Annotated in this window: 23 protein-coding genes and 1 rRNA gene; 5 read left to right on the top strand and 19 right to left on the bottom strand. The window is 71.0% G+C overall.

Features of this window, described 5'->3' with window-relative positions:
* Window positions 1-26: 26 nt before the first annotated feature.
* On the bottom strand, window positions 27-1,307 hold the full coding sequence (locus tag HW837_RS20025) for an aminotransferase-like domain-containing protein (RefSeq protein ID WP_045559286.1): 1,281 nt from the start codon (window positions 1,305-1,307) through the stop codon (window positions 27-29).
* Between the two features lie 128 nt (window positions 1,308-1,435).
* Between HW837_RS20025 and HW837_RS20020 the strand changes: the two genes are divergently transcribed.
* Window positions 1,436-2,368: a phosphotransferase family protein gene (locus tag HW837_RS20020; RefSeq protein WP_045559285.1), complete on the top strand. Its 933-nt coding sequence runs from the start codon at window positions 1,436-1,438 to the stop codon at window positions 2,366-2,368.
* Window positions 2,369-2,409: 41 nt separating this feature from the next.
* Here the strand turns inward: HW837_RS20020 and HW837_RS20015 are convergent, their stop codons facing one another.
* The 3 genes from HW837_RS20015 to HW837_RS20005 all read right to left on the bottom strand — a co-directional run bounded on the left by HW837_RS20015 (window position 2,410) and on the right by HW837_RS20005 (window position 5,237).
* Window positions 2,410-3,312: an SAM-dependent methyltransferase gene (locus HW837_RS20015; protein ID WP_045559284.1), complete on the bottom strand. Its 903-nt coding sequence runs from the start codon at window positions 3,310-3,312 to the stop codon at window positions 2,410-2,412.
* Between the two features lie 68 nt (window positions 3,313-3,380).
* Window positions 3,381-3,737, bottom strand: a complete 357-nt coding sequence (locus HW837_RS20010) for a DUF805 domain-containing protein (protein WP_045559283.1) — start codon at window positions 3,735-3,737, stop codon at window positions 3,381-3,383.
* An 84-nt stretch (window positions 3,738-3,821) separates the two neighbouring features.
* Window positions 3,822-5,237, bottom strand: a complete 1,416-nt coding sequence (locus HW837_RS20005; RefSeq protein WP_313895555.1) for a helix-turn-helix domain-containing protein — start codon at window positions 5,235-5,237, stop codon at window positions 3,822-3,824.
* A 247-nt stretch (window positions 5,238-5,484) separates the two neighbouring features.
* On the opposite strand from HW837_RS20005, the gene HW837_RS20000 reads away from it, so the two are divergent.
* Window positions 5,485-6,240, top strand: coding sequence for a DUF4232 domain-containing protein (locus HW837_RS20000; RefSeq protein ID WP_193381974.1), 756 nt, complete (start codon window positions 5,485-5,487; stop codon window positions 6,238-6,240).
* A gap of 24 nt (window positions 6,241-6,264) precedes the next feature.
* On the opposite strand, the gene hemB is transcribed toward HW837_RS20000, so the two are convergent.
* From hemB to HW837_RS19970, 6 genes are all read right to left on the bottom strand, one after another.
* Window positions 6,265-7,257: a porphobilinogen synthase gene (gene hemB, locus HW837_RS19995; protein WP_045559281.1), complete on the bottom strand. Its 993-nt coding sequence runs from the start codon at window positions 7,255-7,257 to the stop codon at window positions 6,265-6,267.
* A 210-nt stretch (window positions 7,258-7,467) separates the two neighbouring features.
* The gene (locus tag HW837_RS19990) at window positions 7,468-9,231 is read right to left on the bottom strand and encodes a bifunctional uroporphyrinogen-III C-methyltransferase/uroporphyrinogen-III synthase (RefSeq protein WP_045559280.1); all 1,764 of its coding nucleotides are present in this window, start codon (window positions 9,229-9,231) and stop codon (window positions 7,468-7,470) included.
* Window positions 9,228-10,187 (bottom strand): hydroxymethylbilane synthase, encoded by a 960-nt coding sequence (gene hemC / locus HW837_RS19985; RefSeq protein ID WP_086786005.1) that lies wholly within the window; start codon window positions 10,185-10,187, stop codon window positions 9,228-9,230. The genes HW837_RS19990 and hemC overlap by 4 nt, the downstream gene beginning before the upstream one ends.
* The gene (locus tag HW837_RS19980; RefSeq protein ID WP_193381973.1) at window positions 10,184-11,935 is read right to left on the bottom strand and encodes a glutamyl-tRNA reductase; all 1,752 of its coding nucleotides are present in this window, start codon (window positions 11,933-11,935) and stop codon (window positions 10,184-10,186) included. The genes hemC and HW837_RS19980 overlap by 4 nt, the downstream gene beginning before the upstream one ends.
* Window positions 11,932-12,687, bottom strand: a complete 756-nt coding sequence (locus tag HW837_RS19975) for a redox-sensing transcriptional repressor Rex (RefSeq protein ID WP_045559277.1) — start codon at window positions 12,685-12,687, stop codon at window positions 11,932-11,934. Before HW837_RS19975 ends, HW837_RS19980 begins: the two co-directional genes overlap by 4 nt.
* A 317-nt stretch (window positions 12,688-13,004) precedes the next feature.
* The gene (locus tag HW837_RS19970; protein ID WP_045559276.1) at window positions 13,005-13,292 is read right to left on the bottom strand and encodes a glutaredoxin family protein; all 288 of its coding nucleotides are present in this window, start codon (window positions 13,290-13,292) and stop codon (window positions 13,005-13,007) included.
* 197 nt (window positions 13,293-13,489) lie between these two features.
* On the opposite strand from HW837_RS19970, the gene HW837_RS19965 reads away from it, so the two are divergent.
* The 3 genes from HW837_RS19965 to HW837_RS19955 all read left to right on the top strand — a co-directional run bounded on the left by HW837_RS19965 (window position 13,490) and on the right by HW837_RS19955 (window position 17,129).
* A complete protein-coding gene (locus HW837_RS19965; protein ID WP_078853622.1) occupies window positions 13,490-14,425 on the top strand; it encodes an HAD family hydrolase in 936 nt (311 codons plus the stop codon).
* A gap of 392 nt (window positions 14,426-14,817) precedes the next feature.
* On the top strand, window positions 14,818-15,594 hold the full coding sequence (locus HW837_RS19960) for an ECF subfamily RNA polymerase sigma factor, BldN family (RefSeq protein ID WP_013001616.1): 777 nt from the start codon (window positions 14,818-14,820) through the stop codon (window positions 15,592-15,594).
* Between the two features lie 296 nt (window positions 15,595-15,890).
* Window positions 15,891-17,129 (top strand): DUF5667 domain-containing protein, encoded by a 1,239-nt coding sequence (locus HW837_RS19955; RefSeq protein ID WP_193381972.1) that lies wholly within the window; start codon window positions 15,891-15,893, stop codon window positions 17,127-17,129.
* A 22-nt stretch (window positions 17,130-17,151) separates the two neighbouring features.
* On the opposite strand, the gene HW837_RS19950 is transcribed toward HW837_RS19955, so the two are convergent.
* From HW837_RS19950 to rrf, 9 genes are all read right to left on the bottom strand, one after another.
* Window positions 17,152-18,231, bottom strand: a complete 1,080-nt coding sequence (locus tag HW837_RS19950; RefSeq protein ID WP_045559273.1) for a lysophospholipid acyltransferase family protein — start codon at window positions 18,229-18,231, stop codon at window positions 17,152-17,154.
* A 14-nt stretch (window positions 18,232-18,245) separates the two neighbouring features.
* Window positions 18,246-19,313, bottom strand: coding sequence for an NAD-dependent epimerase/dehydratase family protein (locus tag HW837_RS19945; protein ID WP_045559575.1), 1,068 nt, complete (start codon window positions 19,311-19,313; stop codon window positions 18,246-18,248).
* Between the two features lie 283 nt (window positions 19,314-19,596).
* Window positions 19,597-19,695: a 30S ribosomal protein bS22 gene (locus HW837_RS19940; RefSeq protein ID WP_003948845.1), complete on the bottom strand. Its 99-nt coding sequence runs from the start codon at window positions 19,693-19,695 to the stop codon at window positions 19,597-19,599.
* A 167-nt stretch (window positions 19,696-19,862) separates the two neighbouring features.
* Window positions 19,863-20,075, bottom strand: coding sequence for a helix-turn-helix domain-containing protein (locus tag HW837_RS19935; RefSeq protein WP_007443703.1), 213 nt, complete (start codon window positions 20,073-20,075; stop codon window positions 19,863-19,865).
* Window positions 20,076-20,204: 129 nt separating this feature from the next.
* Window positions 20,205-21,020 (bottom strand): phosphatase, encoded by an 816-nt coding sequence (locus HW837_RS19930; protein WP_045559272.1) that lies wholly within the window; start codon window positions 21,018-21,020, stop codon window positions 20,205-20,207.
* A 202-nt stretch (window positions 21,021-21,222) separates the two neighbouring features.
* Entirely contained in the window at window positions 21,223-22,398 is a 1,176-nt protein-coding gene (locus HW837_RS19925; protein ID WP_093789546.1) for an acetoin utilization protein AcuC, read from the bottom strand.
* Window positions 22,349-23,581 (bottom strand): MFS transporter, encoded by a 1,233-nt coding sequence (locus tag HW837_RS19920; protein WP_093789536.1) that lies wholly within the window; start codon window positions 23,579-23,581, stop codon window positions 22,349-22,351. The genes HW837_RS19925 and HW837_RS19920 overlap by 50 nt, the downstream gene beginning before the upstream one ends.
* A gap of 77 nt (window positions 23,582-23,658) precedes the next feature.
* The gene (locus HW837_RS19915; protein WP_093789537.1) at window positions 23,659-24,303 is read right to left on the bottom strand and encodes an HAD family hydrolase; all 645 of its coding nucleotides are present in this window, start codon (window positions 24,301-24,303) and stop codon (window positions 23,659-23,661) included.
* An 83-nt stretch (window positions 24,304-24,386) separates the two neighbouring features.
* A 5S ribosomal RNA gene (gene rrf / locus HW837_RS19910) occupies window positions 24,387-24,483 on the bottom strand; the annotation flags it as partial.

Below are 24,483 nucleotides of genomic sequence, written 5' to 3'. Positions count from 1 at the left end.
ACCCGTGGCACCCGCCCCCGCGGCCCTCACCCCCGCAGCCCCGCCCCCAACCGCCGCAGCCCCTCCCGGATCTCCTCCGGTGTCTGCGTCACGAAGCACAGCCGCAGCGTCGACCGGTCGGGCTCGCCGGCGTAGAAGGGCGCCCCGGGCACGTACGCCACGTCCCGCGCGACGACCCGCGGCAGCAGCGCGCCGGTGTCATGGGTGGACGGGAGGCGGGCCCAGAGGAACATGCCGCCCTCGGGGCGGTCCCAGGTGGAGCCCTCCGGGAGCGCCCCGGCGAGGCCCGCGAGCATGGTGTCGCGCCGCTCCCGGTACGCGTCGGCGACCCGGCCGACATGGGCGTCCAGATCACGGTCGGCCAGATACCGCGCGGCGGCGAGCTGGTTGACGGTCGGCGTGTGCAGGTCGGCCGCCTGCTTGGCGACCGCGCACGCCCGCCGCAGCGCCGCGGGCGCGCGCAGCCAGCCCAGCCGCATCCCGGGGGCCATGACCTTGGAGAAGGAGCCCAGCAGCGCCGTGCGGTCCTCGGCTCCCGGGTACGAGGCGATCCACGGCACCCGGTCGCCCTCGAAGCGGAGTTCGCCGTACGGGTCGTCCTCGACGATCCACAGCCCGCGCCGGGCGGCCACGGAGGCGACGGCCGCCCGCCGCTCGGCGGGGAGCGTGCGCCCGGTCGGGTTCTGGAAGGTGGGGACGGTGTAGAAGAGCTTGGGCCGGTGCCGCAGCACCGACTCCTCCAGCGCCGCCGGGTCCACCCCGTGCGCGTCGCCCGGCACGGCCACCACCCGCGCCCCCGCGAACCGGAACGCCTGGAGCGCCGCGAGATAGCAGGGATCCTCGACCAGGACGACGTCCCCCGGCTCCAGCAGCGCGGTGGCGAGCAGCGACAGCGCCTGTTGCGAGCCGGTGGTGACGAGAATGTCGTCCGCGCCGGTCGCCAGCCCGCGCGCCCCGTAGCGCGCGGCGAGCGCCGTCCGGAGCACCGGCTCGCCCTCGGTCGTCGCGTACTGCAGGGCGCGCCCCGCGGACTCGGCGAGCACATCGCGGTAGGCGGCGGCTATCCCTTCCGTGTCGAACAGCTCCGGCGCGGGCAGTCCACCCGCGAAGTTGACGACTTCGGGACGCGAGGTGACGGCGAGGATGTCCCGAACGGGGGAACCCCCGACGGCCGCGACCCGCGCCGCCAAACCGGGCACGGGCGCCCCGGCGCCCGCCCCGCTCTCGTCCCCCGGGCCGCCCCCGGCCCCCGTTCTCGCGACAAACCCCACGTCATACGCGGCACGCTCGGCATCCACGGCACCCATCCCACGGCTCCTTCGCGACTCCGGAACGGCACGGCTCCGTCCCTGCCCGCACCCTAGACAGCTACGTGCCCCCTACATTCACCATTTCCGCGATGCGGACGGCCCCCGCCACCCCCTAGGCTGCGCGCATGCTGCCCAGCGTGGACACGAACGACGAATTGGAAGAAGTCGTCGGTGACGAGGCGCTGCTGCGACCGGCCGCCCAGGATCTCTGCGGCTCGCTCGGTCTCGCAGGCGCGCGGATCGTGCGCTTCCCCGAGGGCTCGCTGCCGGTGTACGCCGTCGGCGACGCCCTCGTCCTCAAGCTGTATCCGGGTTTCGAAGCCGTGGAAGCCGTCCGCGAGGCCCGCCTGTTGTCGATCCTGTGGGGCAAACTCCCCATCCCGACGCCCAGGTTGCACTCGGCGGACCAGTACAAGAACGGCTGGCGCTATGTGCTGATGTCCCGGCTGCCCGGCGAGGACCTGAACGAGGTGTGGCCCCGGATCCCCCGGGCCGACCAGGAACGTGTGATCGTCGAGGCGGCCGAGGGCCTCGCCGCCCTGCACGCTCTGGACGCCTCGCCGGTCGTCCCGATCACCGGGCCGCCGGACTGGGGCAGGTTCGTCGCCGCCCAGCGCGCGGCGGCGGTCGAACAGCAGCAGAGCGGCGGTCTCACGGGCCCCTGGCTCGAACAGATCCCGGACTTCCTCCGCTCGGTCCCCCTGCCCGCCGCGCGCCGCCCGGTGCTGCTGCACACCGAGTTCATGCGCGAGCACCTCACCGTCGACCCCCATGACGGCTGGCGCCTGACCGGCCTCTTCGACTTCGAGCCGGCCATGGTCGGCGACCCCGCCTACGACTTCGTCAGCGTCGGCCTCTTCCTCACCCGGGCCGACCCCACCCTCCTGAAGCTCTTCTACGAGGCCTACGGTCACCCCCCGTTCGACCCCCGCGAGCTGATGGCGTACACCCTCCTGCACGTCTACAGCGACCTGAACTGGTATCTGCGCAGCCTCCCGGCCCCGCCCGCGCCGACACTGGACTCGTTGGCGGAGACGTGGTTCGGGACCGGGGGCTGACCCCTGGGTGATCGGGGGGCGGAGGGAGGGGCCGCGGTGCCCTACTCCTTGCGCCCCACCGCCGCGTACACGTTGATGTCCGCGTCGGTCACGTCGTTGATGTCGCGGTACCGGACCCGCTCGATGTCGTCCATCCCGGCCAGCACATGCGGCTCCACCGCCTCGGGCACCGGCGCGCCCGCCGAGAACCGCCAGTGGTGCGCCGGCACCACCCCGGGCTCGTCCATCACGAGCCCGCTCTCCTCGAAGAACCGCGCCACCTGGTCCTTGGACCGCAGCACGAAGGTGAACCCCCGCTTGGTGTAGGTCTCCTGGACCGCGCGGATCTTCGCGGGGTTGAGGTCCTCGGTCAGATGGCTGAGGACCAGCCGGCTGCCGGCGGGGAGCGCCCGCACCAGTTCGCGCACCACGGGGTAGGCCTCGTCGTCCTCCACGAAGTGCAGGATCGCCACCAGGCACAGCGCGATGGGCTGGTCGAAGTCGAGTGTCTTCGCGGCCTGTTCGAGGATCCCCGCCGGTGAGGTGAGGTCGGCGTCGATGTAGTCCGTGGCCCCCTCGGGCCCGCTCGTGAGCAACGCGCGCGCGTGGGCGAGCACCACGGGGTCGTTGTCGACGTACACGACCCGGGAGTCGGGGACGATCGCCTGGGCGATCTGGTGGACGTTCTCCGCGGTCGGCAGCCCGGTGCCGATGTCGAGGAACTGGCGGATGCCTTCGTCCGTGGCCAGCGTCGTCACCGCTCGGCGCATGAAGTCACGGTTGTGCCGGACGTCGAGGTAGCCGCGCGGGTTGGCGGCCAGCGCCGCGGCCGCCGCGTCCCGGTCCACGGGGTAGTTGTCCTTGCCACCGAGGAAGACGTCGTAGACCCGTGCCGGGTGCGCCTTGGTGGTGTCGATTCTCCGCCGCAGCTCGGCGGGGTCCTGGCTGAGCGCGTCGCCGGCCATGGGGCTCTCCCTGGGGGGTCGGGTCATTGAATGACCAACAACCTAACCCCCGCAGGGGAGTTGGCGCGTCAGGATTGCACCGGATAGGCCTTCGGGTCGGGGCCGTACCGGTTGGTGCCCTGCTGGCCCTCCGTCGCCATGAAAACGATCATGACGATGAATCCGATACACGGGACGATCCCGATGAGGACCCACCAGCCGCTCCGGTCGGTGTCGTGCAGCCGCCGCACGCTGACCGCCAGCGACGGCAGGAAGAAGGCCAGGCTGAGGAGGAGCTGGGGCACCTGCGAGTCCACGGCGAGACCGAGGAGGTACAGAGCGAGATAGAGGACCGAGCTGATCAGCGTGAACATCCAGTACTCCTGGCGACGCGCCCTCCCGCTGAAGACCGCGTACTTTCTGAGCACCTCGATGAACCAGTTCATGTGTTCCCCCCGAGAATCGGCAGACGACCGCCCCGAAAGCCGGGGCAGGCGCAGAACCTATGCCTATTGACGAGGACTCGTCAATCACGTATCGCTCCCGTCTTCCCCCTCCCCCAGCGTGGTCCCCTCCGGAACCCACTTCGGCCCGCCGAGCGGATACTCGTACGCCGGCCGTCCGTTGTTGCCGCTCGTACGGAACGGCCGGCCGTCGTCGTCGAGCCGCAGCGTGCCGCTGCGGGAGCCGGCGGTCCACTCCAGCTCCAGGTACCAGCTGACGTAGTACGCGGAGGCGTCGGCGGTGATGTAGTAGACCTCCGGATCGGACCGACTGACCGAGTAGGGGAAGTTCCTGCTGCCCGCCTTGGGCTGCACATCGGGGCGCGCGGCGTCGAGGGCGATCGTGAAGGAGCGGGTGGGGACACCGGCCCCGCAGCCGACGCCCGGGTAGCCCATGGCGTAGTCGTTCCAGGCCAGGGGGGACCGCTTGTCGGTCATCCGGACCTTGAGACTCCGTACGACGACGGTCTCCTCGCCGGTGCCCTGCACGGTGAGCGTCAGGAACTGCTCACCCGACGCCACGGCGCCCTCCGACGACACCCAGGCCGGCGCGTCCTGCTCCAGCGGCGGCGGCGCGACCCGCGCCGGCGTCCGGTCGGCCAGGTACCGCTGGGAGCAGGGGTCCTCCCATGTGTACGGCTCCACCTTCACGTTCAGCGGCACCGGGAGGGACGCGTCCGCACCGCCCGAGCCCGCGCCGCCCCGGCCGGTCGGAGTCGCGGTGGCCGAGGCACCCGCACCCTGACCGGCGCCCTTCCCCTTCGTGCCGCCCGACTCGCTCGCGGACACGGAGGGCGAGGCACCGGTCGGCGACGCGGAGCCCTTGCCGTCCGCCTCCGCGCGGCCGCTGTCGGCGGACGCGGCCCCGGCCGTACGCCCGGCCCCGTCCTCCTTGCCGCCGGAGGGCAGACTCATGGCGAGCGTCACCGCCCCGAGCACGGCGGCCACGGCGGCCCCGGCGACCAGAACGACCCGTGTCCGCCGCCGGGCCGGCCCGCGCGCCCCGGCCCCACCGGACACCACATCGCCGATCAGGGTCTCCGAAACCTCGGTCCCGGCGGCCGTCGAGCCCGACCCCGCCGCCGACACCACACCCGCACCCGCACCCGCAGTCGCACCCGAACCCGAACCCGAACCGCGCGCCCCCTCCGCCACCCCGACGGAGTCACCCCCCTTGCGCCGGCGCATCGCGTCCGCGAGCACCCACGTCCGGTGCAGCTCGACCAGCTCCTCCGGGGATGCCTTGCAGAGACGTGCCAGCCGCTCGACGGGGGCGTAGTCCGTCGGTACGGCGTCCCCGTTGCAGTAACGGTGCAGCGTCGACGTACTCATGTGGAGCCGCTTGGCGAGCACCCCGTAACTCAGCCCGGAGCGCTCCTTCAACTCCCGCAGCAGCTCGGCGAAATCAGCCCCCAGGCCGTCCGCGGTACCGCTCCCCGACACGTCTTCCTCCGTCCCTCACGTCCCGCGCGTCCCGTTCCGCGTTCCAGGGCAGGGACGTTCTTGCAGGTCAAAGCCCTCGCGAGCGTTCCAGCGTCCCTGATCGTCCGTCGACTGTGGCGGCCGGGACGGAACACCCCACAAGCTGTGGTCATCCAAGCACGCCGCTCCCGGCCCACCGGTCGAGCGGCCCGGCTTCGAGCACGTGTTCTCAGCCTGCTCCACTTGCTTTGTCCGAAAGGGACCTCTCATGCGTACGCTCCGCACCGCTCGCTCCGCTCGTACGGCCCGCCCCGCCCGTCTGATCGCCGTGACGGGAGCGGCGCTCGCCGCCCTCGCCCTCACCGCGTGCGACAACGGCATGGGTACGAGGGACGAGGGAGCCGCGGGCGGTTCCACCTCGACCTCCCGGAGCACGGGCTCCTCGGGTTCGTCCGAGGGCGGCACCGGCACGAGCGGCGGCTCGACCACCGAGGGCTCCACCGGCGGCACGAGCACGGGCGGCGGCTCCACCGGCGGCACCTCGGCCGACAAGGCCGCCTCGAAGGGCGGGACCTCGGACCCCTCCGACCCCGAGAACCGCGTCACGTGCAACGGCTCCCACACCACCGTCACCGCGCAGCCGGTGTCCCGCCCGCTCAACCATCTGCTGATCACCGTCAAGAACACCGGTTCGAAGTACTGCGATCTCTACTACAACCCCACGGTCCGGTTCGGCGAGGCCCAGTCGGCGCCGCGCGTGTTCGAGGAGTCGCAGCCGCAGGCCGTGGTGACCCTGGCCCCCGGCGAGTCGGGCTATGCGGGTGTCCTTCTCTCCGCCGCCGACGGCAGCGGCGGCGAGGGCACGACGGAGAAGAAGGTCGTCATCCACTTCCAGGGCACCGAGGCCGGAAGCGACGCCGGCTCCCCCGCCTCCCCCGCCCTCCCGGCCGAGGGCGTCCACGTCGACAACTCGGTGGCCGTCACCTACTGGCAGTCGACCATGGAGGACGCCCTCCAGTACTGAACGGCAACGCCTGCCGTACGGGACTCAGCGCAGCAGACGAGCCGCCTCGACGGCCCAGTACGTGAGGATGTTCTGCGCACCCGCCCGCTTGATCCCCGTGAGCGTCTCCAGGATGGCCCGCTCCCGGTCGATCCAGCCCTTCTCGGCGGCGGCCTCGACCATCGAGTACTCCCCGGAGATCTGGTATGCGACGACCGGTACGTCCACGGTGTCCGCGACCCGGGCGACGATGTCGAGGTAGGGGCCGGCCGGCTTGACCATCACCAGGTCGGCGCCCTCCTCCAGATCGAGGGCGAGTTCGCGCAGCGACTCCCGGACGTTGGCGGGGTCCTGCTGGTAGGTCTTCCGGTCCCCGCGCAGCGAGGAGCCGACGGCCTCGCGGAAGGGCCCGTAGAACGCGGAGGCGTACTTGGCGGTGTAGGCGAGGATCGCGACGTCCTCCCGCCCGATCTGGTCGAGGGCGTCCCTGATGACCCCGATCTGCCCGTCCATCATCCCGCTGGGCCCGACCACGTGCGCGCCGGCGTCGGCCTGCACCTGGGCCATCTCGGCATACCGCTCCAGGGTCGCGTCGTTGTCGACGCGGCCCTGGTCGTCGAGGACCCCGCAGTGCCCGTGGTCGGTGGTCTCGTCGAGACACAGATCGGACATGACGAGCAACTCGTCCCCGACCTCGGCCCGTACGTCCCGCAGGGCGACCTGCAGAATCCCGTCGGGATCGGTCCCGGGAGTCCCGAGCGCGTCCTTCTTCCCGTCCTCCGGCACGCCGAACAGCATGATCCCGGAGACTCCGGCCTCCACGGCCTCCACGGCGGCCTTCTTCAGACTGTCCCGCGTGTGCTGCACGACCCCCGGCATCGCCGTGATCGGCACCGGCTCGCCGACGCCCTCGCGCACGAACGCGGGCAGGATGAAGTCGGCGGGATGCAGCCGGGTCTCGGCCACCATCCTGCGCATCACAGGCGTCGTACGAAGCCGGCGGGGCCGCGTACCGGGAAACGATCCGTACTTCGACATACACCTACGCTACGCCCGGCCCAACCGTGCCTTTGCCGACGATCCGTCGGAGCGAACCGCGCTACTGAAAGGGCCGCAGGCCTCTTTTCAGGGGCGCGGGGAACTGCGCGAGCAACCACCCCCCACCCGCACCCACCCCACGACAGAACCCCCCGAGCGCAGAGGCACTCGGGGGGTCAAGGGGCAGAGCCCCTCACGTCGGCCCGCCGCTTACGTCGTCGACCGCCGTCGCCGCGCCCCCGGCCGCCGCTCGCTGGGCCGGGTGACGGGGTCACCGGCCTCCACCGCGGCAGCCCGCCGCCGCAGCCCGAAGTCCGCCAGCGCCTCGGCCAGCTTGTGCACGGACGGCTCCGGAGCCATCACGTCCACCCTCAGCCCGTGCTCCTCGGCCGTCTTGGCCGTCGCGGGCCCGATACAGGCGATCACCGTCACGTTGTGCGGCTTCCCGGCGATGCCCACCAGGTTCCGCACGGTGGAGGACGAGGTGAACAGCACGGCGTCGAAACCACCGCCCTTGATGGCCTCACGGGTCTCCGCCGGCGGCGGCGACGCGCGCACGGTCCGGTACGCCGTGACGTCGTCGACCTCCCACCCGAGCTCGATCAGCCCGGCGACCAGCGTCTCCGTGGCGATGTCCGCGCGCGGCAGGAACACCCGGTCGATCGGGTCGAAGACCGGGTCGTACGGGGGCCAGTCCTCCAGCAGACCGGCCGCCGACTGCTCCCCGCTGGGCACCAGATCAGGCTTCACCCCGAAGGCGATGAGCGCCTTGGCGGTCTGCTCGCCGACCGCCGCGACCTTGATCCCGGCGAAGGCGCGGGCGTCGAGCCCGTACTCCTCGAACTTCTCCCGCACCGCCTTGACGGCGTTGACCGAAGTGAACGCGATCCACTCGTAGCGGCCGGTCACGAGGCCCTTCACGGCCCGCTCCATCTGCTGCGGCGTGCGCGGCGGTTCGACCGCGATCGTCGGCACCTCGTGCGGTACGGCCCCGTACGAGCGCAGTTGGTCGGAGAGCGAGGCGGCCTGCTCCTTCGTACGCGGTACGAGGACACGCCACCCGAAGAGCGGCTTGCTCTCGAACCACGACAGCTGGTCGCGCTGGGCCGCGGCGGAACGCTCACCGACCACGGCTATCACCGGCCGGCCGCCCTCCGGCGAGGGCAGCACCTTCGCCTGCTTCAGCGTCTGCGCGATCGTGCCGAGCGTCGCGGTCCAGGTGCGCTGCCGCGTCGTCGTGCCCGCGACGGTCACCGTCATGGGGGTGTCCGGCTTGCGGCCGGCGGCGACCAGTTCGCCCGCGGCGGCGGCCACGGTCTCCAGCGCCGCCGAGACCACGACCGTCCCGTCGGACACCCCGACCTCCGCCCAGCAGCGGTCGGACGCCGTGCGGGCGTCGACGAACCGGACGTCCGCGCCCTGCGCGTCCCGCAGCGGCACACCGGCGTACGCGGGCACGCCCACGGCCGCCGCCACGCCCGGGACCACCTCGAACGGCACGCCCGCGGCAGCGCACGCCAGCATCTCCTCGGTGGCGTACGTGTCGAGCCCGGGGTCCCCGGACACCGCACGCACGACCCGCTTGCCGCCCCGCGCGGCCTCCATGACAAGATGTGCCGCATCCCGCACAGCGGGTGCACCAACGGTTGTTGACGCGCCGTCAACGACCGTCAGCTGAGGCGTGCCTGTGCCCGAAAACGTATCCGCTGAAGTAGCCGCGGAAGAGGCAGAGGCAGTGGCTGAGGACGCCGCGGTCAGGGCCGACGGCGGGCTCGAGTCGGTGTCCAGTAGGGCGACGCCGGCGCGGGCATGCGTACGCACCACGTCGAGCACGTCGTGCTCGGCGATGAGAACGTCCGCGTTCGCCAGCGCCTCGACGGCGCGCAGTGTCAACAGTCCCGGATCCCCGGGTCCGGCACCGAGGAAGGTGACGTGACCGTGGTCCGGACCGGCGGGAAGGGTGGTGGGGCTCAATGTGCTCGCTCCCCCATCAGACCGGCCGCGCCCTTAGCGAGCATCTCGGCGGCGAGTTCACGGCCGAGCGCCATTGCTTGGTCGTACGTCTCGGGCACGGGACCGGTGGTGGACAGCTGCACCAGCGTCGAGCCGTCGGTCGTGCCGACGACGCCGCGCAGGCGCATCTCCTTGACAATCTGCCCGTCGGCCAGAAGGTCGGCGAACGCACCCACAGGTGCGCTGCAACCGGCCTCCAGGGCGGCGAGCAGGGACCGCTCGGCGGTCACGGCGGCCCGGGTGTGCGGGTCGTCGAGGCCACCGAGCGCGGCGATCAGCTCCGCATTGTCCGCGGTGCATTCGATCGCCAGTGCCCCCTGGCCGGGGGCGGGCAAAACTGTGTCGACCGAGAGGAAGTCGGTCACTTCGTCGCTCCGTCCGATCCGGTTCAGTCCGGCGGCGGCCAGGACCACTGCGTCCAGCTCGCCCTTCCGTACGTAACCGATCCGCGTGTCGACGTTCCCGCGGATCGGAACCGTCTCGATGGTGAGCCCGTGACTGCGCGCGTACGCGTTCAGCTGGGACATGCGCCGGGGCGAACCCGTACCGACGCGGGCGCCGGCGGGCAGCTGCTCGAAGGTGAGCCCGTCCCGGGCGACCAGGACGTCGCGCGCGTCCTCGCGCACCGGCACGGCGGCCAGCGCCAGGTCGTCCGGGTGCGTGGTCGGCAGGTCCTTGAGGGAGTGCACGGCGAAGTCGACCTCGCCGCGCAGCAGCGCCTCGCGCAGCGCGGTGACGAACACGCCCGTGCCGCCGATCTGCGCCAGCTGCTCCCGGGAGACGTCGCCGTACGTCGTGATCTCCACGAGTTCGACGGGCCGCCCGGTCAGCCGGCGGACCCTCTCCGCCACCTGCCCGGACTGGGCCATGGCGAGTTTGCTCCGCCTGGTCCCCAGCCTCAGTGCCTGGTCACTCATGATCGCCCTCGGTTCTCGGCGTCGTTCTTGGAACTGCTCTCGGCCCGGGACACGGCCGCGACCGTCTCCTGGTCCAGGTCGAACAGGGTGCGCAGCGCGTCCGCGTACCCGGCGCCGCCCGGCTCGGCCGCGAGTTGCTTGACCCGTACGGTCGGGGCGTGCAGCAGCTTGTCGACGACGCGCCGCACGGTCTGGGTGATCTCGCCGCGGTGCTTGTCGTCGAGGTCCGGCAGCCGGCCCTCCAGGCGGGCGATCTCGCCGGCGACGACATCGGCGGCCATGGCACGCAGCGCCACGACGGTGGGTGTGATGTGCGCGGCCCGCTGGGCGGCGCCGAAGGCGGCCACCTCGTCCGAAACGATCCTCCGCACCATGTCGACGTCGGAGGCCATCGGCGCGTCGGCGGAGACCTCGGCGAGCGACTCGATGTCGACCAGCCGCACCCCGGCCAGCCGGTGCGCCGCGGCGTCGATGTCCCGGGGCATCGCCAGGTCCAGCAGCGCCAGCACGGGCGCGGGCCGGGGCACCTCGACGACGGGCTCGGGCCGGCGCAGCTCGGTGATCCGCCCGGTGACGGCGACGGTCGCGACGAGCGCGGCGATCAGCTCGGCGTCGGCTTCGGGCGTACGCGCGGCCTCACGCTCCGGCGTGCGACGGCTCGCGCGCCGGTCGACGGTCGCGTTGTCGACCCAGGCCGCGTGCTGCTCCAGGGTGGCCGCGTCCATTCCGGCCACCGCGGCCTCCCCGTGCACGGAGAAGCCACCGCCCTGCACGGCGGGCAGGTCGAGGGGGCAGTCGTCGTCGCTGCCGAGCGAGGTCGGCGGCAGGACCGGCCGTACGTCGGTGCGCGTCCCGGCCTCCGCGGGAAGCGCGCCCTGGGGCACCCGTCCCTCGACGGCCGCGGCGACCATCTCGGCGGTCAGCACCAGGCCCGTGGCGCCGGTGCAGGAGACGGCGACGTCCGCACGTGTCAGCTCGTCCGGCACCGATTCCATCGGGACCGCGCGGGCCAGCACCTCCGTCTCGCCCGGTGCGGTCACGCCGTGCCCGTACTGCTCTTCGAGCAGGTGCGCGAGCCGCTCGGCCCGGTCGTGCGTCCGGTTGGCGATCACGATCTCGCCGACGCCGGCTCGCGCGAGGGTCGCGGCGGCCAGCGAGGACATCGACCCGGCGCCGATCACGACGGCCCGCTTGCCCCGGGCCCAGTCCGCGACGTCCGTACCGGTGGTGAACTGCTCCAGGCCGAAGGTCACGAGCGACTGTCCGGCCCGGTCGATCCCGGTCTCGGAGTGGGCTCGCTTGCCGACCCTGAGGCTCTGCTGGAACAGGTCGTTCAGCAGGCGCCCGGCGGTGTGCAGCTCCTGCGCGCGGGCCAGCGCGTCCTTGATCTGCCCGAGGATCTGCCCCTCGCCGACGACCATGGAGTCGAGCCCGCAGGCCACGGAGAACAGATGGTGGACGGCCCGGTCCTCGTAGTGCACGTAGAGATACGGGGTGATCTCGTCGAGCCCCACCCCGCTGTGCTGGGCCAGCAGCGTGGACAGCTCGGCGACGCCCGCGTGGAACTTGTCCACGTCGGCGTAGAGCTCGATGCGGTTGCAGGTGGCGAGGACGGCGGCCTCCGTGGCCGGCTCGGCGGCGACCGTGTCCTGAAGCAACTTGATCTGCGCGTCCAGGGACAGCGCGGCCCGCTCCAGCACGCTCACCGGAGCGCTGCGGTGACTCAGCCCGACGACCAGGAGACTCATGCCGGCATCACGGCGGGGACATCCCCGTCGGGCCCTTTCCCGGACTCCCTGGGAGCCGGCGGTACGGCGTCGGCCTCGGCCGCGGCCTCCTCGCCGGCCTTGCGCTGCTCGTGGAAGGCGAGGATCTGGAGCTCGATGGAGAGGTCCACCTTGCGCACGTCGACACCGTCCGGCACGGACAGGACGGTGGGCGCGAAGTTCAGGATCGACGTGACCCCGGCGGCGACCAGCCGGTCGCACACCTGCTGGGCGGCACCGGCGGGGGTGGCGATGACGCCGATGGACACCCCGTTGTCGTCGATGATCTTTTCCAGCTCGTCCGTGTGCTGGACCGGGATCCCCGCGACCGGCTTGCCCGCCATCGCCGGATCGGCGTCTATCAAGGCCGCCACCCGGAACCCGCGCGAGGCGAACCCGCCGTAGTTGGCGAGCGCGGCGCCGAGGTTGCCGATACCGACGATCACGACCGGCCAGTCCTGGGTCAGCCCCAGCTCACGCGAGATCTGGTAGACGAGATACTCGACGTCGTAGCCCACGCCCCGCGTCCCATACGAGCCGAGGTACGAGAAGTCCTTGCGCAGCTTCGCGGAGTTGACCCCGGCGGCGGCCGCCAGTTCCTCGGATGAAACGGTGGGTACCGAGCGCTCCGACAGCGCGGTCAGGGCACGGAGGTACAGCGGAAGCCTGGCGACGGTGGCCTCGGGAATCCCTCGGCTACGGGTCGCCGGTCGGTGAGTTCGGCCAGTTGCCACGGTGCTCCTGCGGGTAGAGCGGGGCTGCGGGCGGTCATGCGTCCCCAGACCGCCCCGTCGACAGCAGGCTATGTCTTTGTGAACGCGTGCACAAAGATGGTGTCCGATTTGCCCGGCCAACGTGACCGGGGTCACGCACACCCGACGCACGCGCGTGGAACCGACACAGGCGTGCCCTCGTTCCTCACCTGACGCCTTGCACGACGGGGGCAAAACCGCACACTCTCCTCACGAATCCCGCCCCCGAGACCAACCAGCCCATCGATCCTAAGCGACTTTTGGGACCACTTGGACTGGTCGGTCAGGTCACACTCGGGTCACCTCTGGGAGAGGGCTTTGCGAAGGCGCTCCTCGTTCACACGCCAGAAGGTGTGCTGCGCGCCGTCCACGAGCACCACCGGGATCTGCTCCCAGTACTCGCGGTGCAGTTCCTCGTCCTCGGTGATGTCCTTCTTCTCCCAGGGAACGCCCAGCTCACCGCAGACCTTCCCGATCACCGCCTCCGCGTCGTCGCACAGATGGCACCCCGGTTTGCCGATCAGTGTGACGAGTCGCTCACCGGGATTCTTCGGCGCCCGCCGGAACATCGCACTCATGCCGGCCATTGTCGCTCCGCACCGGACTTCCACACCTCCTCCTCACCACGAAGCACACGACCTGCCCTTTTCCCCACCCGTCACGCCCTCGTCCACACGCGGACACGCCGCCGTGACGACCCCCGCAACCTCACGTCCCCGGAGAGTTCACAGCCCGCAAACCTCCGGACTCCGGAAGTACCGAACAGACTGGCTATGCTCACGACATGGCCGCTCTCGGATGGCTCACTCCCCGTAGGCGCTCCGCCACGGCGCGGAGCGTTTTGGCAGGCGAGGCCTCTGCGGAGGCAGCGCGCAAGTCCTCCCAGGAGTTGGAGGACGTCTCCCCCGCGCCCGACGCAGTCAAGGAACCGGAGTTCCCGGTCCTCGGCGACGACAAGGCCGCCGCGTTCTTCGACCTCGACAACACCGTCATGCAGGGCGCCTCGCTCTTCCACTTCGGCCGGGGCCTGTACAAGCGGAAGTTCTTCGAGACCCGCGACCTCGCCCGATTCGCCTGGCAGCAGGCGTGGTTCCGGCTGGCGGGCTCCGAGGACCCCGAACACATGCAGGACGCCCAGAACTCCGCGCTCTCCATCGTCCAGGGCCACCGCGTCGCCGAACTGACGATCATCGGCGAGGAGATCTACGACGAGTACATGGCCGAGCGCATCTGGCCGGGCACCCGCGCCCTGGCCCAGGCCCACCTCGACGCCGGCCAGAAGGTCTGGCTCGTCACGGCCGCCCCCGTCGAGATCGCCCAGGTGATCGCCCGACGCCTAGGCCTGACCGGCGCGTTGGGCACGGTCGCGGAGTCCGTCGACGGCGTCTACACCGGCAAGCTGGTCGGCGAGCCGCTGCACGGCCCGGCGAAGGCCGAGGCCGTCCGCGCCCTGGCCGCCGCCGAGGGCCTCGACCTCTCGCGCTGCGCCGCGTACAGCGACTCCCACAACGACATCCCGATGCTGTCGCTCGTGGGTCACCCGTACGCCATCAACCCCGACAGCAAACTCCGCAAGCACGCCCGCGACATGGACTGGCGGCTGCGCGACTACCGCACCGCCCGCAAGGCCGCCAAGGTCGGTCTGCCCGCGGCGGCGGGCGTCGGCGCGGTGGCCGGCGGCACGGCGGCCGCGATCGCGCTGCACCGCCGCCGCCGCTGAACGGCTGATCGTTTCTCGAACGCCGGAGGGGCTGGGTTCTCCCAGCCCCTCCGGCGTTCGCGCGTCCGGGGCTCCGGCCCCCGTCACCTCGGCATTCCAGCGGTCATACCCCCACCGCACCCCCCTCAGTCACGCCGTCCGCACCCGACCACAACACGCCCCGCACCCAGACGGAACACGAACCCAATCGATCAACAACCGATCACGGAACGGAACTTGAGCAGCCGTCAATCGGTAACAGAAGCGACGTAATCGATGATTTGAGCAACTGGGTGTAGCAGTGCCTGCACGAAGCGTTATTCTCCTCAAACGCAAACCGGTACCCCTCCGTCGCTACGACGGGTGAAAGGTTCCGCACTGCACGTGATGGAAGCTCTGCCTCTGGGAGTCCCGTGTACCCACACGTCGGGGTTGACGCCTCGGGCCTGGCTACGCTGCGCGCGACGGTCAACCAACTGTTGCGCGGCTTCGTCCCCACCGCGTACGCCGTCCCCGCCCTCGCCACCTCCGCCGCGCCCGTCGGCCCGTGCTACGCACTGGCCGACGGCAGCGCGACGGTGGGCAGACGAGGCCGTTCGGGATCCACCGCCACGACCACCCGCCGTCCCGCCGCGGACAGCGACAGCGCCCGCATGATGGACCTCGTCGAACGCGCCCAGTCCGGCGAGGCCGACGCCTTCGGCCGGCTGTACGACCAGTACAGCGACACCGTCTACCGCTACATCTACTACCGCGTCGGCGGCAAGGCGACCGCCGAGGACCTCACCAGCGAGACCTTCCTGCGCGCCCTGCGCCGCATCGGCACGTTCACCTGGCAGGGCCGCGACTTCGGCGCCTGGCTGGTCACCATCGCCCGCAACCTGGTGGCCGACCACTTCAAGTCCAGCCGTTTCCGGCTGGAGGTCACCACCGGCGAGATGCTCGACGCCAACGAGGTCGAGCGCTCCCCCGAGGACTCCGTCCTGGAGTCCCTCTCCAACGCCGCCCTCCTGGAAGCCGTACGCCGGCTCAACCCCCAGCAGCAGGAGTGCGTCACCCTCCGCTTCCTCCAAGGCCTCTCCGTCGCCGAGACGGCCCGGGTCATGGGCAAGAACGAGGGCGCGATCAAGACCCTCCAGTACCGCGCGGTCCGCACCCTCGCCCGCCTCCTCCCGGACGACGCCCGCTGAAGCCCCGCCCACCGGGACCACCACGGCCGAGCCGCCGGCCCATCGGGTCGACCGGGCGCATCGATCACATACGCTCCGCGACACCCAACTCACCCTGCGTCGAAGTCCGTTGACTTCCTCGTCCGATCATCCGCCGTCCGTAACCCAAGTGCCGCGCCGCTCGTTGTGCGGGATACAGGCTCCCTGTGGTCGCGCCTGGCCGACACCGATCACTCGATCGTGTTGCTCGGTCAGGGTCGTGCAACCCTCAGGACCCCCTGGGGAGTCGACCGTCATGACGAGAGGAGGTGCCGCCAGTGATCGCGAACGTATCGGCGCACCGGCGGGCGAACGCCTTCGCCCAGGCCCTGGAGGAGCTGTCCGACCGGGGCACGGCGGCCGAGCAGCCCGAGGGATCGGCACCGGCCCCGGCAGCGGAACAGACCGAGCAGGGCCGCATGTTGGCCCTCACCACCGGTCTCGACGAGCTGCCCAAGCCAGTGCTCGACCCCGAGGTCAAGGTCGTCCATCGCGCCCAGTTGGTGGCCGCGATGGAAGCCATGCTGCGGGACGGCACGCTGCCGGGGCGCGAGGCGTCGGACCCTTCGGTGCCCGAGCAGCGATCCGGCAAGGGGCGAGGCGCTCACCGGGCGAGCCCGCTGGGCAAGTTGCGACCAAGGTCCCGCCTGACGAAGGGGCTCGCCGCGGGCGGGCTCAGCGTCGGTGTGGCCGCGAGCGCCTTCGGCGGTGTGGCCGCCGCCAGCTCGGACGCTCTCCCCGGTGACTCGCTCTACGGCCTCAAGCGCGGCATCGAGGACGTGAAACTGACCCTGGCCGACGACAGCGACGACCGGGGCCGGCTCTATCTGGACCAGGCGTCCACCCGGCTCGGTGAGGCCCGCCGCCTCATGGAGCGCGGCCGGAGCGGACACCTCGACCACGAGTCGCTCGGCGAGATCCGCCGCGCCCTCAACGGCATGCGCCACGACGCCGCCGAGGGCCACCGGCTGCTCCACGAGGCGTTCGAGCGAGATCCGGGCTCCCTGGGACCGATCCGGGCCCTGTCGGCCTTCTCCCGGTCCCACCGCGAGGCCTGGGGCGCGCTCCGTGACCGGCTGCCCGTGCAGCTCGGGGACGTGAGTCAGCAGGTCTCGTCGGTCTTCGACGCCATAGACGACGAGGTCGCCCCACACTCGTCGCTCCTGCCGCAGCCCCCCACCCGGGGCGGCGACGGCAAGCAGCGCTCCCCCGGCACCGGTTCCCCCGGCACCACGGACCCCGGCCGCCCGGCCCCGAGCGCCTCCGGCGGTTCCGCCGGCAGCGCCGAGGACACCGGCGGCAAGCCCAAGCCGTCCACGTCCGACGCGGACAGCGGCGGCGAGGGCCTCGTCGGCGGCACCACCGGCGGCCTGCTGGATCCGCCCCAGGACGACACCACCAGCTCCTCCCCGTCCACCGGCAGGTCCACCCCGCCCGACGACCCCGAGGTCACCCTCCCGCCCCTCCTCCCGGGCCTCCTGCCCGGCCTGGGCATCGACGGCGACACCGGCGAATAGTTCCGCGGTACGACGGTCGACGCTAGAAGAACACCGACCGCCGCTGCACCAGCAGCTTGTACAACGTGTGCTGGATCTGCTCCCGCACCTGGTCGGTCAGGTTGAACATCAGCATCGGGTCCTCGGCGGCCTCCGGCGGATACCCGTCCGTCGGGATCGGCTCGCCGAACTGGATCGTCCACTTCGTCGGGAGCGGTACGGCGCCCAGCGGGCCGAGCCACGGGAACGTCGGCGTGATCGGGAAGTACGGGAAACCGAGCAGCCGGGCGATCGTCTTCGAGTTCCCGATCATCGGGTAGATCTCCTCCGCGCCCACGATCGAGCACGGGATGATCGGCGTCCCCGTCCGCAGGGCCGTGGAGACGAAGCCGCCCCGGCCGAACCGCTGGAGCTTGTAGCGGTCCCCGAAGGGCTTGCCGAGCCCCTTGAAGCCCTCCGGCATGACGCCGACCAGCTCGCCCTGCTCCAGCAGCCGTGAGGCGTCCTCCGCGCACGCGAGGGTGTGCCCGAGCTTGCGGGCCAGCTCGTTGACCACCGGCAGCATGAAGACCAGGTCCGCCGCGAGCAGCCGCAGATGCCGCCCCGTGGGGTGGTTGTCGTGCACGGCGACCTGCATCATCAGGCCGTCCAGCGGCAGCGTCCCCGAGTGGTTGGAGACGATCAGGGCGCCGCCGTCCGTCGGGATGTTCTCGATGCCCTTCACCTCGACCCGGAAGTACTTCTCGTACACCGGCCGCAGCAGGGACATCAGCACCTGGTCGGTGAGTTCGGCGTCGTAGCCGAAGTCGTCGACCTCGTAGTCACCCGTGAGCCGCTTGCGCAGGAACGCGAGACCGCCCGCGATCCGGCGCTCCAGCCCGCCGCCGTCCTGTGCCTCGGCGGCCTCCTGGGGCGGCTCCGGCTTCTCCCGTGTCACAGGGACATCATCCGTCCCCGCCGCCCGTCCGGGGAGGGCCTGGACCTCGCCGGATTCCCGGACGTCCCGGACGACCGCGCTCTCGCCCTTGCGCCGGGTTCCCGTACTCCGCCGACGCGGCGGGCGCTGCGCGGCACCCCCGCGCGTCCGGTCGTCGTCGAACGGAATGACCTTGGCATCCGCCATCGTTGATGCGCTCCTCAGTTGGCGCTCTGCGTAGGGGGTTGACCGCCACCCACGGTGGGCACGGGCAGGGCGGCGATCCGGTCGATGGCCCCTGCGAGGGCCTCGGGGGGCACGAGGCCGGGCCCCCTGCTGCGCGCGAAGTCCGCGAACGTCTCGGCGGTCGTGTACCGGGCCCGGTAGCCGAGCGTCTCGCGCATCTGGTTGGTCGACACGACCCGCCCGTGCGTCAGCAGCCGCAGCTGCTCCGGCGAGAAGTCGGTGACACCCAGCGTGCGGACCATGGAGCCGACCCAGCTGACCGCCGGCATCAGCAGCGGCACCGTCGGCCGGCCGAGACGCCGCGCGCACTGCGAGAGCAGCAGCACACCGTCGCCGGCGATGTTGAACGTGCCGCTGTTGAGGGTGCCGCGCGCCGGTTCGTGCGAGGCGATCCGCAGCACCTCGATGACGTCGTCCTCGTGCACGAACTGCAGCCGGGGGTCGTAGCCGAGCACGGTCGGCAGCACCGGCAGCGAGAAGTACGAGGCGAGCGGCGAATCGGCGCTCGGCCCGAGGATGTTCGCGAACCGCAGCACACACACGGCCACGTCGGGCCGCCGCCGGGCGAACCCGCGGACGTACCCCTCGACCTCGACGGTGTCCTTGGCGAAGCCGCCGCTGGGCAGCGACTTGGGCGGGGTGGTCTCGGTGAACACGGCCGGATCGCGCGGCGCGGAACCGTACACGTTCGTACTGGACTTCACGACCAGCCGCTTGACCAACGGGGACTTCTGACAGGCACCGAGCAACTGCATGGTGCCGATGACGTTGGTCTCCTTGAGCGTGGCGCGGCCGCCGCTGCCCAGCGGGGTGCCCGTGACGTCCATGTGCACCACGGTGTCCACGTTGTGCTCGGCCAGCAGGCGGGCTATGGCGGGCTGACGGATGTCGGCCTGGACGAAGTCCGCGCCGCCCAGGTGGTGTCCCGGCGGCACCGCGTCCACCGCGATGACCCGGTCGACCTGCGGGTCACGCTGGATCCGCCGCACGAACCGGCCACCCAGCTGACGGGCCACGCCGGTGACGAGCACGACCTTCCCCAAGATCAGCGCCTTCCTCGTGTTCTCCGTGAGTTCTCCGGGTTCCCCGTGTGCGGCCACGTTAGCGGGTCGATGTTGCGCTGTGGTGACCGCGACCCCGTCAACGACCGGCAAAAAACCACGACCGGTGCAAACCCGTGAACGGGAGAACACCGCGGCCCCCCACCGATTCCGGTGGGGGGCCGCGGCAACGCGTTCTCGACAGCGTTCGCGCAAGAGAGCAAGGCGTACGGCCCCCTTACGCGAGGGGGGCCGGCCAGGACCCCGATCTCGGGGCCGGACCGCCTTACTTCTTGTTGCGACGCTGAACGCGGGTGCGCTTGAGCAGCTTGCGGTGCTTCTTCTTAGCCATCCGCTTGCGCCGCTTCTTGATAACAGAGCCCACGACTACCCTCGCTCACTTCTCATCACTCGGTGTTTGGGCGCCATGGGCCCATACGACCTACGAGGGGCCAGCCTACCCGTCCGAGCGCTGAGGTCGTAATCGAGGGGGAGCCGGGGTATCCCGGAGGTCCCGCAGGGCCTCCGGGAGCCCCTCGGCCCCGATGGCCGTCAGGCCGTCTCCACCCCCACATAGCTCTCGCGGAGGTACTCGTGTACCGCTTGCTCCGGCACCCGGAAGGACCTGCCCACCCGGATCGCCGGCAGATGACCGCTGTGCACCAAGCGGTACACGGTCATCTTCGACACGCGCATCACCGCGGCGACTTCCGCCACGGTCAGGAACTGAACCTCGTTCAGAGGCCTCTCGCCAGCTGCAGCCATGACACACCTGAACCTTCCGCACTCGACGGCCACCGGCTTCCCCTTCCGGTGACTCTTCGTCGCTGCGTGCTCACTCCCCAATGTAGGGGCGCGTGATGCGAGTGGGGAAGAGGGGATGCCATCGGCGGCCTACTGTGACAGACACGCCCGATTGAGTACGTAGCGGGTCAGCGGTCGGTAGTAATCAGACCGCACACCGTCATCAAGTGGAACGGCGACGGACACCCGCCCCTCCGCCTCCCCCACGAAGAGCGCCGGATCGTCCGTATCGGCGAGCCCGATCGCCTCGAACCCCAGCTGACCTGCCCCGCAGACCCATCCATGGTCTCCCACCACGAGGTCCGGGAGGGGCCCGCCGGCCTCCGCGGCGGCCGCCAGGACCGTCCGAACCGGGAGCGGCGAATGCGTGTGCACGCCGGTCGCACAACCGGAGCGCAGGGCGGGCGCCTCACGGACGAGAGCGACACCTCGTACGTAGTCGAGGTTGTACGTGCGTAGACCGAACCGGGTCGTTATGTCGACACGTCTACCCGTCGCAGGGGTGAGAACCTCACATCCCGCCGCCGACAAAGCGTCCGCCAACGCGCCGTAGAACCCGATCAGCCGGTGCGGGTGCCCGGTCCCGAAGAGCACCGCCCCACCACTCCGAGCGACCGCCCCGAGCCGTTCCGCGAAGCGGTCCAGCGCCCCGACGGTCAGCTCCGGATCGATCACATCCTGCCCGGATGTACACCCTGGATCGGCCGAAACCCCGCACCTCTCCGCCATCAAAGCGAGCACATCCCGCTGGCGCCAAGACATCTCGGGATCGATACCGATCAGAAACCGAGGATCCCGAGCCGCGAACAACCGATAACTCCGCAGACTCGCTTCCCTCGCGGTGGCGACCCGCCCGGCCAACCCGAAGCCCACCAGATGCCGCCGCAACGCCCCACCGCTCACCACTCTCAGATGCTGACGCACACCCCGCCCCCCGCGCACGGAAACCCCTTGCCGAACCACACAGTTGGCGTAAGACCCGTTAGGGGCGCGGGGAACTGCGCGAACGGGGTCCGGGGCGGAGCCCCGAGTCTTTGACCGGGGGTCGAAGGCGGCGCGCAGCCCCTGGTGGATGGGACGGGTAGGGGCGGCGGGGGCGAGAAACCCCCTACGGCAACAACCCCCGCAACGGAAACACAGCCTTCCGCGCAGCCAACACCGCCTGATCCAACCGATCCGCGGGGTCGTACCCCGCCTCCCACCCGGCCCACTCCACAGGCCACCGCCCATCAGTCATCCGCGCCGGCGCCAACTGCCGCGTCCGCGCGAACACCTGCTGCCGCCACTCCTCGGGGACCACCGTCTCCGGCGCGATCTCCCGCCCCGCCGCGATCGCCACCAGATGCGTCCACGACCTCGGCACCACATCCACCACCGCGTACCCGCCCCCACCGAGCGCGACCCACCGCCCGTCGGCGTACTCGTGCGCCAGCTCGTGCAGCGCCACCTGGACCGCCCGCTGCGCGTCCAGCGACACCGCCAGATGCGCCAACGGATCCTCGAAGTGCGTATCGGCGCCGTGCTGGGTCACCAGCACCTGCGGCCGGAAGTCGGCGATCAGCTCCGGCACGACCGCGTGGAACGCCCGCACCCACCCCGCGTCCCCGGTCCCCGCCGGCAGCGCCACGTTCACCGCCGACCCCTCCGCACTCGACGGGGCCCCCGTCTCCTCGGGCCACCCGGTCTGCGGGAACAGGGTCCTCGGGTGCTCGTGCAGCGAGATCGTCAGAACCCTCGGGTCCTCCCAGAACGCCGCCTGCACCCCGTCCCCGTGATGCACGTCGACATCCACATAGGCGACCCGCTCGGCCCCCAGCTCCAGCAGCCGGGCGATGGCGATCGACGCGTCGTTGTAGATGCAGAACCCCGAGGCGCCCCCGGGCATCGCGTGGTGCAGCCCGCCCGCGAAGTTCACGGCGTGCAGCGCGTTCCCCCGCCACACGGCCTCCGCCGCCGCCACCGACTGCCCCGCGATGAGCGCGGAGACCTCATGCATCCCGGCGAAGGCCGGATCGTCGACCGTTCCCAGCCCGTACGATCCGTCCGCGCCCGCGGGATCGGCGGACGCGGCCCGGACCGCCGCCACGTAGTCCTCGCGGTGCACGAGCCGCAGCGTCGACTCCCCGGCGGGCCTCGCCGAGACGACGTCCATCTCCCGGTCGAGCCCGAAGGCAGTCACCAGGCTCCGGGTCAACGCCAGCCGGACCGGATCCATCGGATGGTCCGGACCGAAGTCATAGCCCGTTACTGCCTCGTCCCACATCAGCTGTGCGCGGCCGCTCATGCCCGCCACCGTATCGGTCCGGTTCGGTCTCGAACGAGCGGGCGTACACCAGGGTCACCAGCACCAACGCCATCGGAATGAGCATCGCCCCGCGATAGCTCCAGAGATCCCCCACGGCCCCGACCAGCGGAGAACCAATCAAGAACCCGACATAGTTGAAGATATTCAGCCGCGCGACGGCCGCGTCCGAAGCTCCGGGGAACAACCGCCCCGCCGCTGCGAACGTCTGCGGCACCAGCACACACAGCCCGAGCCCCAGCAGCGTGAACCCGAGCATGCCCACCCAGGCCCCCGGCGCGCCCGCCACCACGGCGAACCCGACCGCCGCGATCAGTGCCCCGGCCCGCACCACGGCCGCGGCCCCGAACCTGCGCACCCCGAAGTCACCGATCGACCGCCCGAGCAGCGTGGTGACCATATAGACGTTGTAGGGCACCGTCGCGAGCTGCTCACTGCTGCCCAGTACGTCCTGCAAGTACTTGGCGCTCCAGTTGGAGACGGTCGAGTCCCCGATGTAGGCGAAGCACATCACCAGACAGAGCGGCAGCAGCATCTTGAAGGCGACGGACCCACCGGCCCCAACCGCCTCCGCCGGAACGGCGTCCTCCTTCTCAGCCGTCTCCGGCCCGGCGTCGACGTACCACCGGCTCCCGACCAGCACCGCCGGCAACAGCACGACGACCACCGGCAGATACGACACCAGCAGCGCCAGGTCCCAGTGCGCCCCGACCCACGCCAGCGAGGCCCCGGCTATCCCGCCCAGGCTGTACACGGCATGGAAGCCGAGCATGATGCTCCGCCCGTACGACCGCTGCAGGCTCACCCCGAGCATGTTCATCGAGGCGTCGAGCGCCCCGACCGCCAGCCCGAAGGCGGCCAGCGCGGCACCGAGGACGACCATCTGCTCACCGGCCCCCACCCCGAGCAGGGCCAGGAGCACGACGGGCTGGGACCACCGCAGCACCAGGCTCGGCGGCACCTTCTTCACGAGCTGCTCGGTGCAGACGCTGCCGACCCCGGCGAGGATCGGCACGGCGGCGAGGAAGGCGGGCAACAGCGCGTCGGAGACCCCGTACCGGTCCTGAATGGCCGGAATCCGCGTCACGAGCAGCGCGAAGGCGACACCCTGAGCGAAGAAGCTGAACGCCAACGCGGCCCTACCGCGCCGCAGTACATCTGTCATGGCGGCACAGTAGGGGCCGCGACCTACCCGTGGGTAGAGGAAGTTGAATACTGCTCAACTAACCGTGACGAGCGCCTTCAGGCCAGCAGGGCCAGCAGGGCCCCCATGTCCGAAAAGTACCCCCTGGCCCCGGTCAGCTTCTCGGCCGGCGTCATCGCGGTGAAGCCGTACACATCCATCCCGGCCGCGAGCCCCGCCCGCACGCCGAGGGGGCTGTCCTCGACGACAGCGCACCTCTCCGGGGCCACCCCCATCCGCTCGGCCGCGTGCAGGAAGAGATCCGGTGCCGGCTTCCCCCGCCCCACGTCCTGCGCACTGAACACGAGCCCGTCCCCGAACCACCGGTCCAGCCCGGTCGTCCGGTGCCCCACCCGGATCCGCTCATGACTCCCGGACGACGCCACGCAGTACGGCACCTCGTCCGCGACCAGCTTCTCCAGCACCGGGACGACCCCCGGCACGGCCACCAACTCCCGCTCGAACGCGGTGAACACCCGCCGGTGGAAGACGTCGTCGAAGTCATCCGGCAGCGTCCGCCCGGTCCGCTCCAGGACGAGCTCGTGAATCCGATGCATGGCGGACCCCATGTAGTCCCGGATGGACTCCTCGTACGAGGTCGGGTGCCCGAGTTCGGTCAGGTACTCGGCGAGAATCCGGTTGGAGATCGGCTCGCTGTCGACGAGGACACCGTCATTGTCGAAGATCACGAGGTCGTAGCGCATGACTCGACCCTAAACGACCGGAAATAGGTCCGGAAATGCAGAAAGCCCCCGCCGGCAACCCGGCAGGGGCTTTCTCAAATATTGTTCGGCGGCGTCCTACTCTCCCACAGGGTCCCCCCTGCAGTACCATCGGCGCTGTAAGGCTTAGCTTCCGGGTTCGGAATGTAACCGGGCGTTTCC

It is taken from the genome of Streptomyces caniscabiei (assembly GCF_014930365.1).
GTDB classification, from domain to species: Bacteria; Actinomycetota; Actinomycetes; order Streptomycetales; family Streptomycetaceae; genus Streptomyces; species Streptomyces caniscabiei.
Note: the sequence above shows the minus strand (reverse complement) of the source record. Positions and strands in the feature narration are given on the sequence as shown.

Bases quoted from the DNA above. Each gene is read 5' to 3' on its own strand.
- HW837_RS20010 (WP_045559283.1), bottom strand. From the start codon at position 3,737: ATGAACTGGTTCATCGAGGTGCTCAGAAAGTACGCGGTCTTCAGCGGG.
- HW837_RS19925 (WP_093789546.1), bottom strand. From the start codon at position 22,398: ATGAGCGGCCGCGCACAGCTGATGTGGGACGAGGCAGTAACGGGCTAT.
- HW837_RS19915 (WP_093789537.1), bottom strand. From the start codon at position 24,303: ATGCGCTACGACCTCGTGATCTTCGACAATGACGGTGTCCTCGTCGAC.
- HW837_RS19970 (WP_045559276.1), bottom strand. From the start codon at position 13,292: ATGGCCGGCATGAGTGCGATGTTCCGGCGGGCGCCGAAGAATCCCGGT.
- HW837_RS19950 (WP_045559273.1), bottom strand. From the start codon at position 18,231: ATGGCGGATGCCAAGGTCATTCCGTTCGACGACGACCGGACGCGCGGG.
- HW837_RS19980 (WP_193381973.1), bottom strand. From the start codon at position 11,935: ATGAGTCTCCTGGTCGTCGGGCTGAGTCACCGCAGCGCTCCGGTGAGC.
- HW837_RS20000 (WP_193381974.1), top strand. From the start codon at position 5,485: ATGCGTACGCTCCGCACCGCTCGCTCCGCTCGTACGGCCCGCCCCGCC.
- hemC (WP_086786005.1), bottom strand. From the start codon at position 10,187: ATGAGTGACCAGGCACTGAGGCTGGGGACCAGGCGGAGCAAACTCGCC.
- HW837_RS19920 (WP_093789536.1), bottom strand. From the start codon at position 23,581: ATGACAGATGTACTGCGGCGCGGTAGGGCCGCGTTGGCGTTCAGCTTC.
- HW837_RS19965 (WP_078853622.1), top strand. From the start codon at position 13,490: ATGGCCGCTCTCGGATGGCTCACTCCCCGTAGGCGCTCCGCCACGGCG.
- hemB (WP_045559281.1), bottom strand. From the start codon at position 7,257: ATGTCGAAGTACGGATCGTTTCCCGGTACGCGGCCCCGCCGGCTTCGT.
- HW837_RS20025 (WP_045559286.1), bottom strand. From the start codon at position 1,307: ATGGGTGCCGTGGATGCCGAGCGTGCCGCGTATGACGTGGGGTTTGTC.
- HW837_RS20015 (WP_045559284.1), bottom strand. From the start codon at position 3,312: ATGGCCGGCGACGCGCTCAGCCAGGACCCCGCCGAGCTGCGGCGGAGA.
- HW837_RS19935 (WP_007443703.1), bottom strand. From the start codon at position 20,075: ATGGCTGCAGCTGGCGAGAGGCCTCTGAACGAGGTTCAGTTCCTGACC.
- HW837_RS20020 (WP_045559285.1), top strand. From the start codon at position 1,436: ATGCTGCCCAGCGTGGACACGAACGACGAATTGGAAGAAGTCGTCGGT.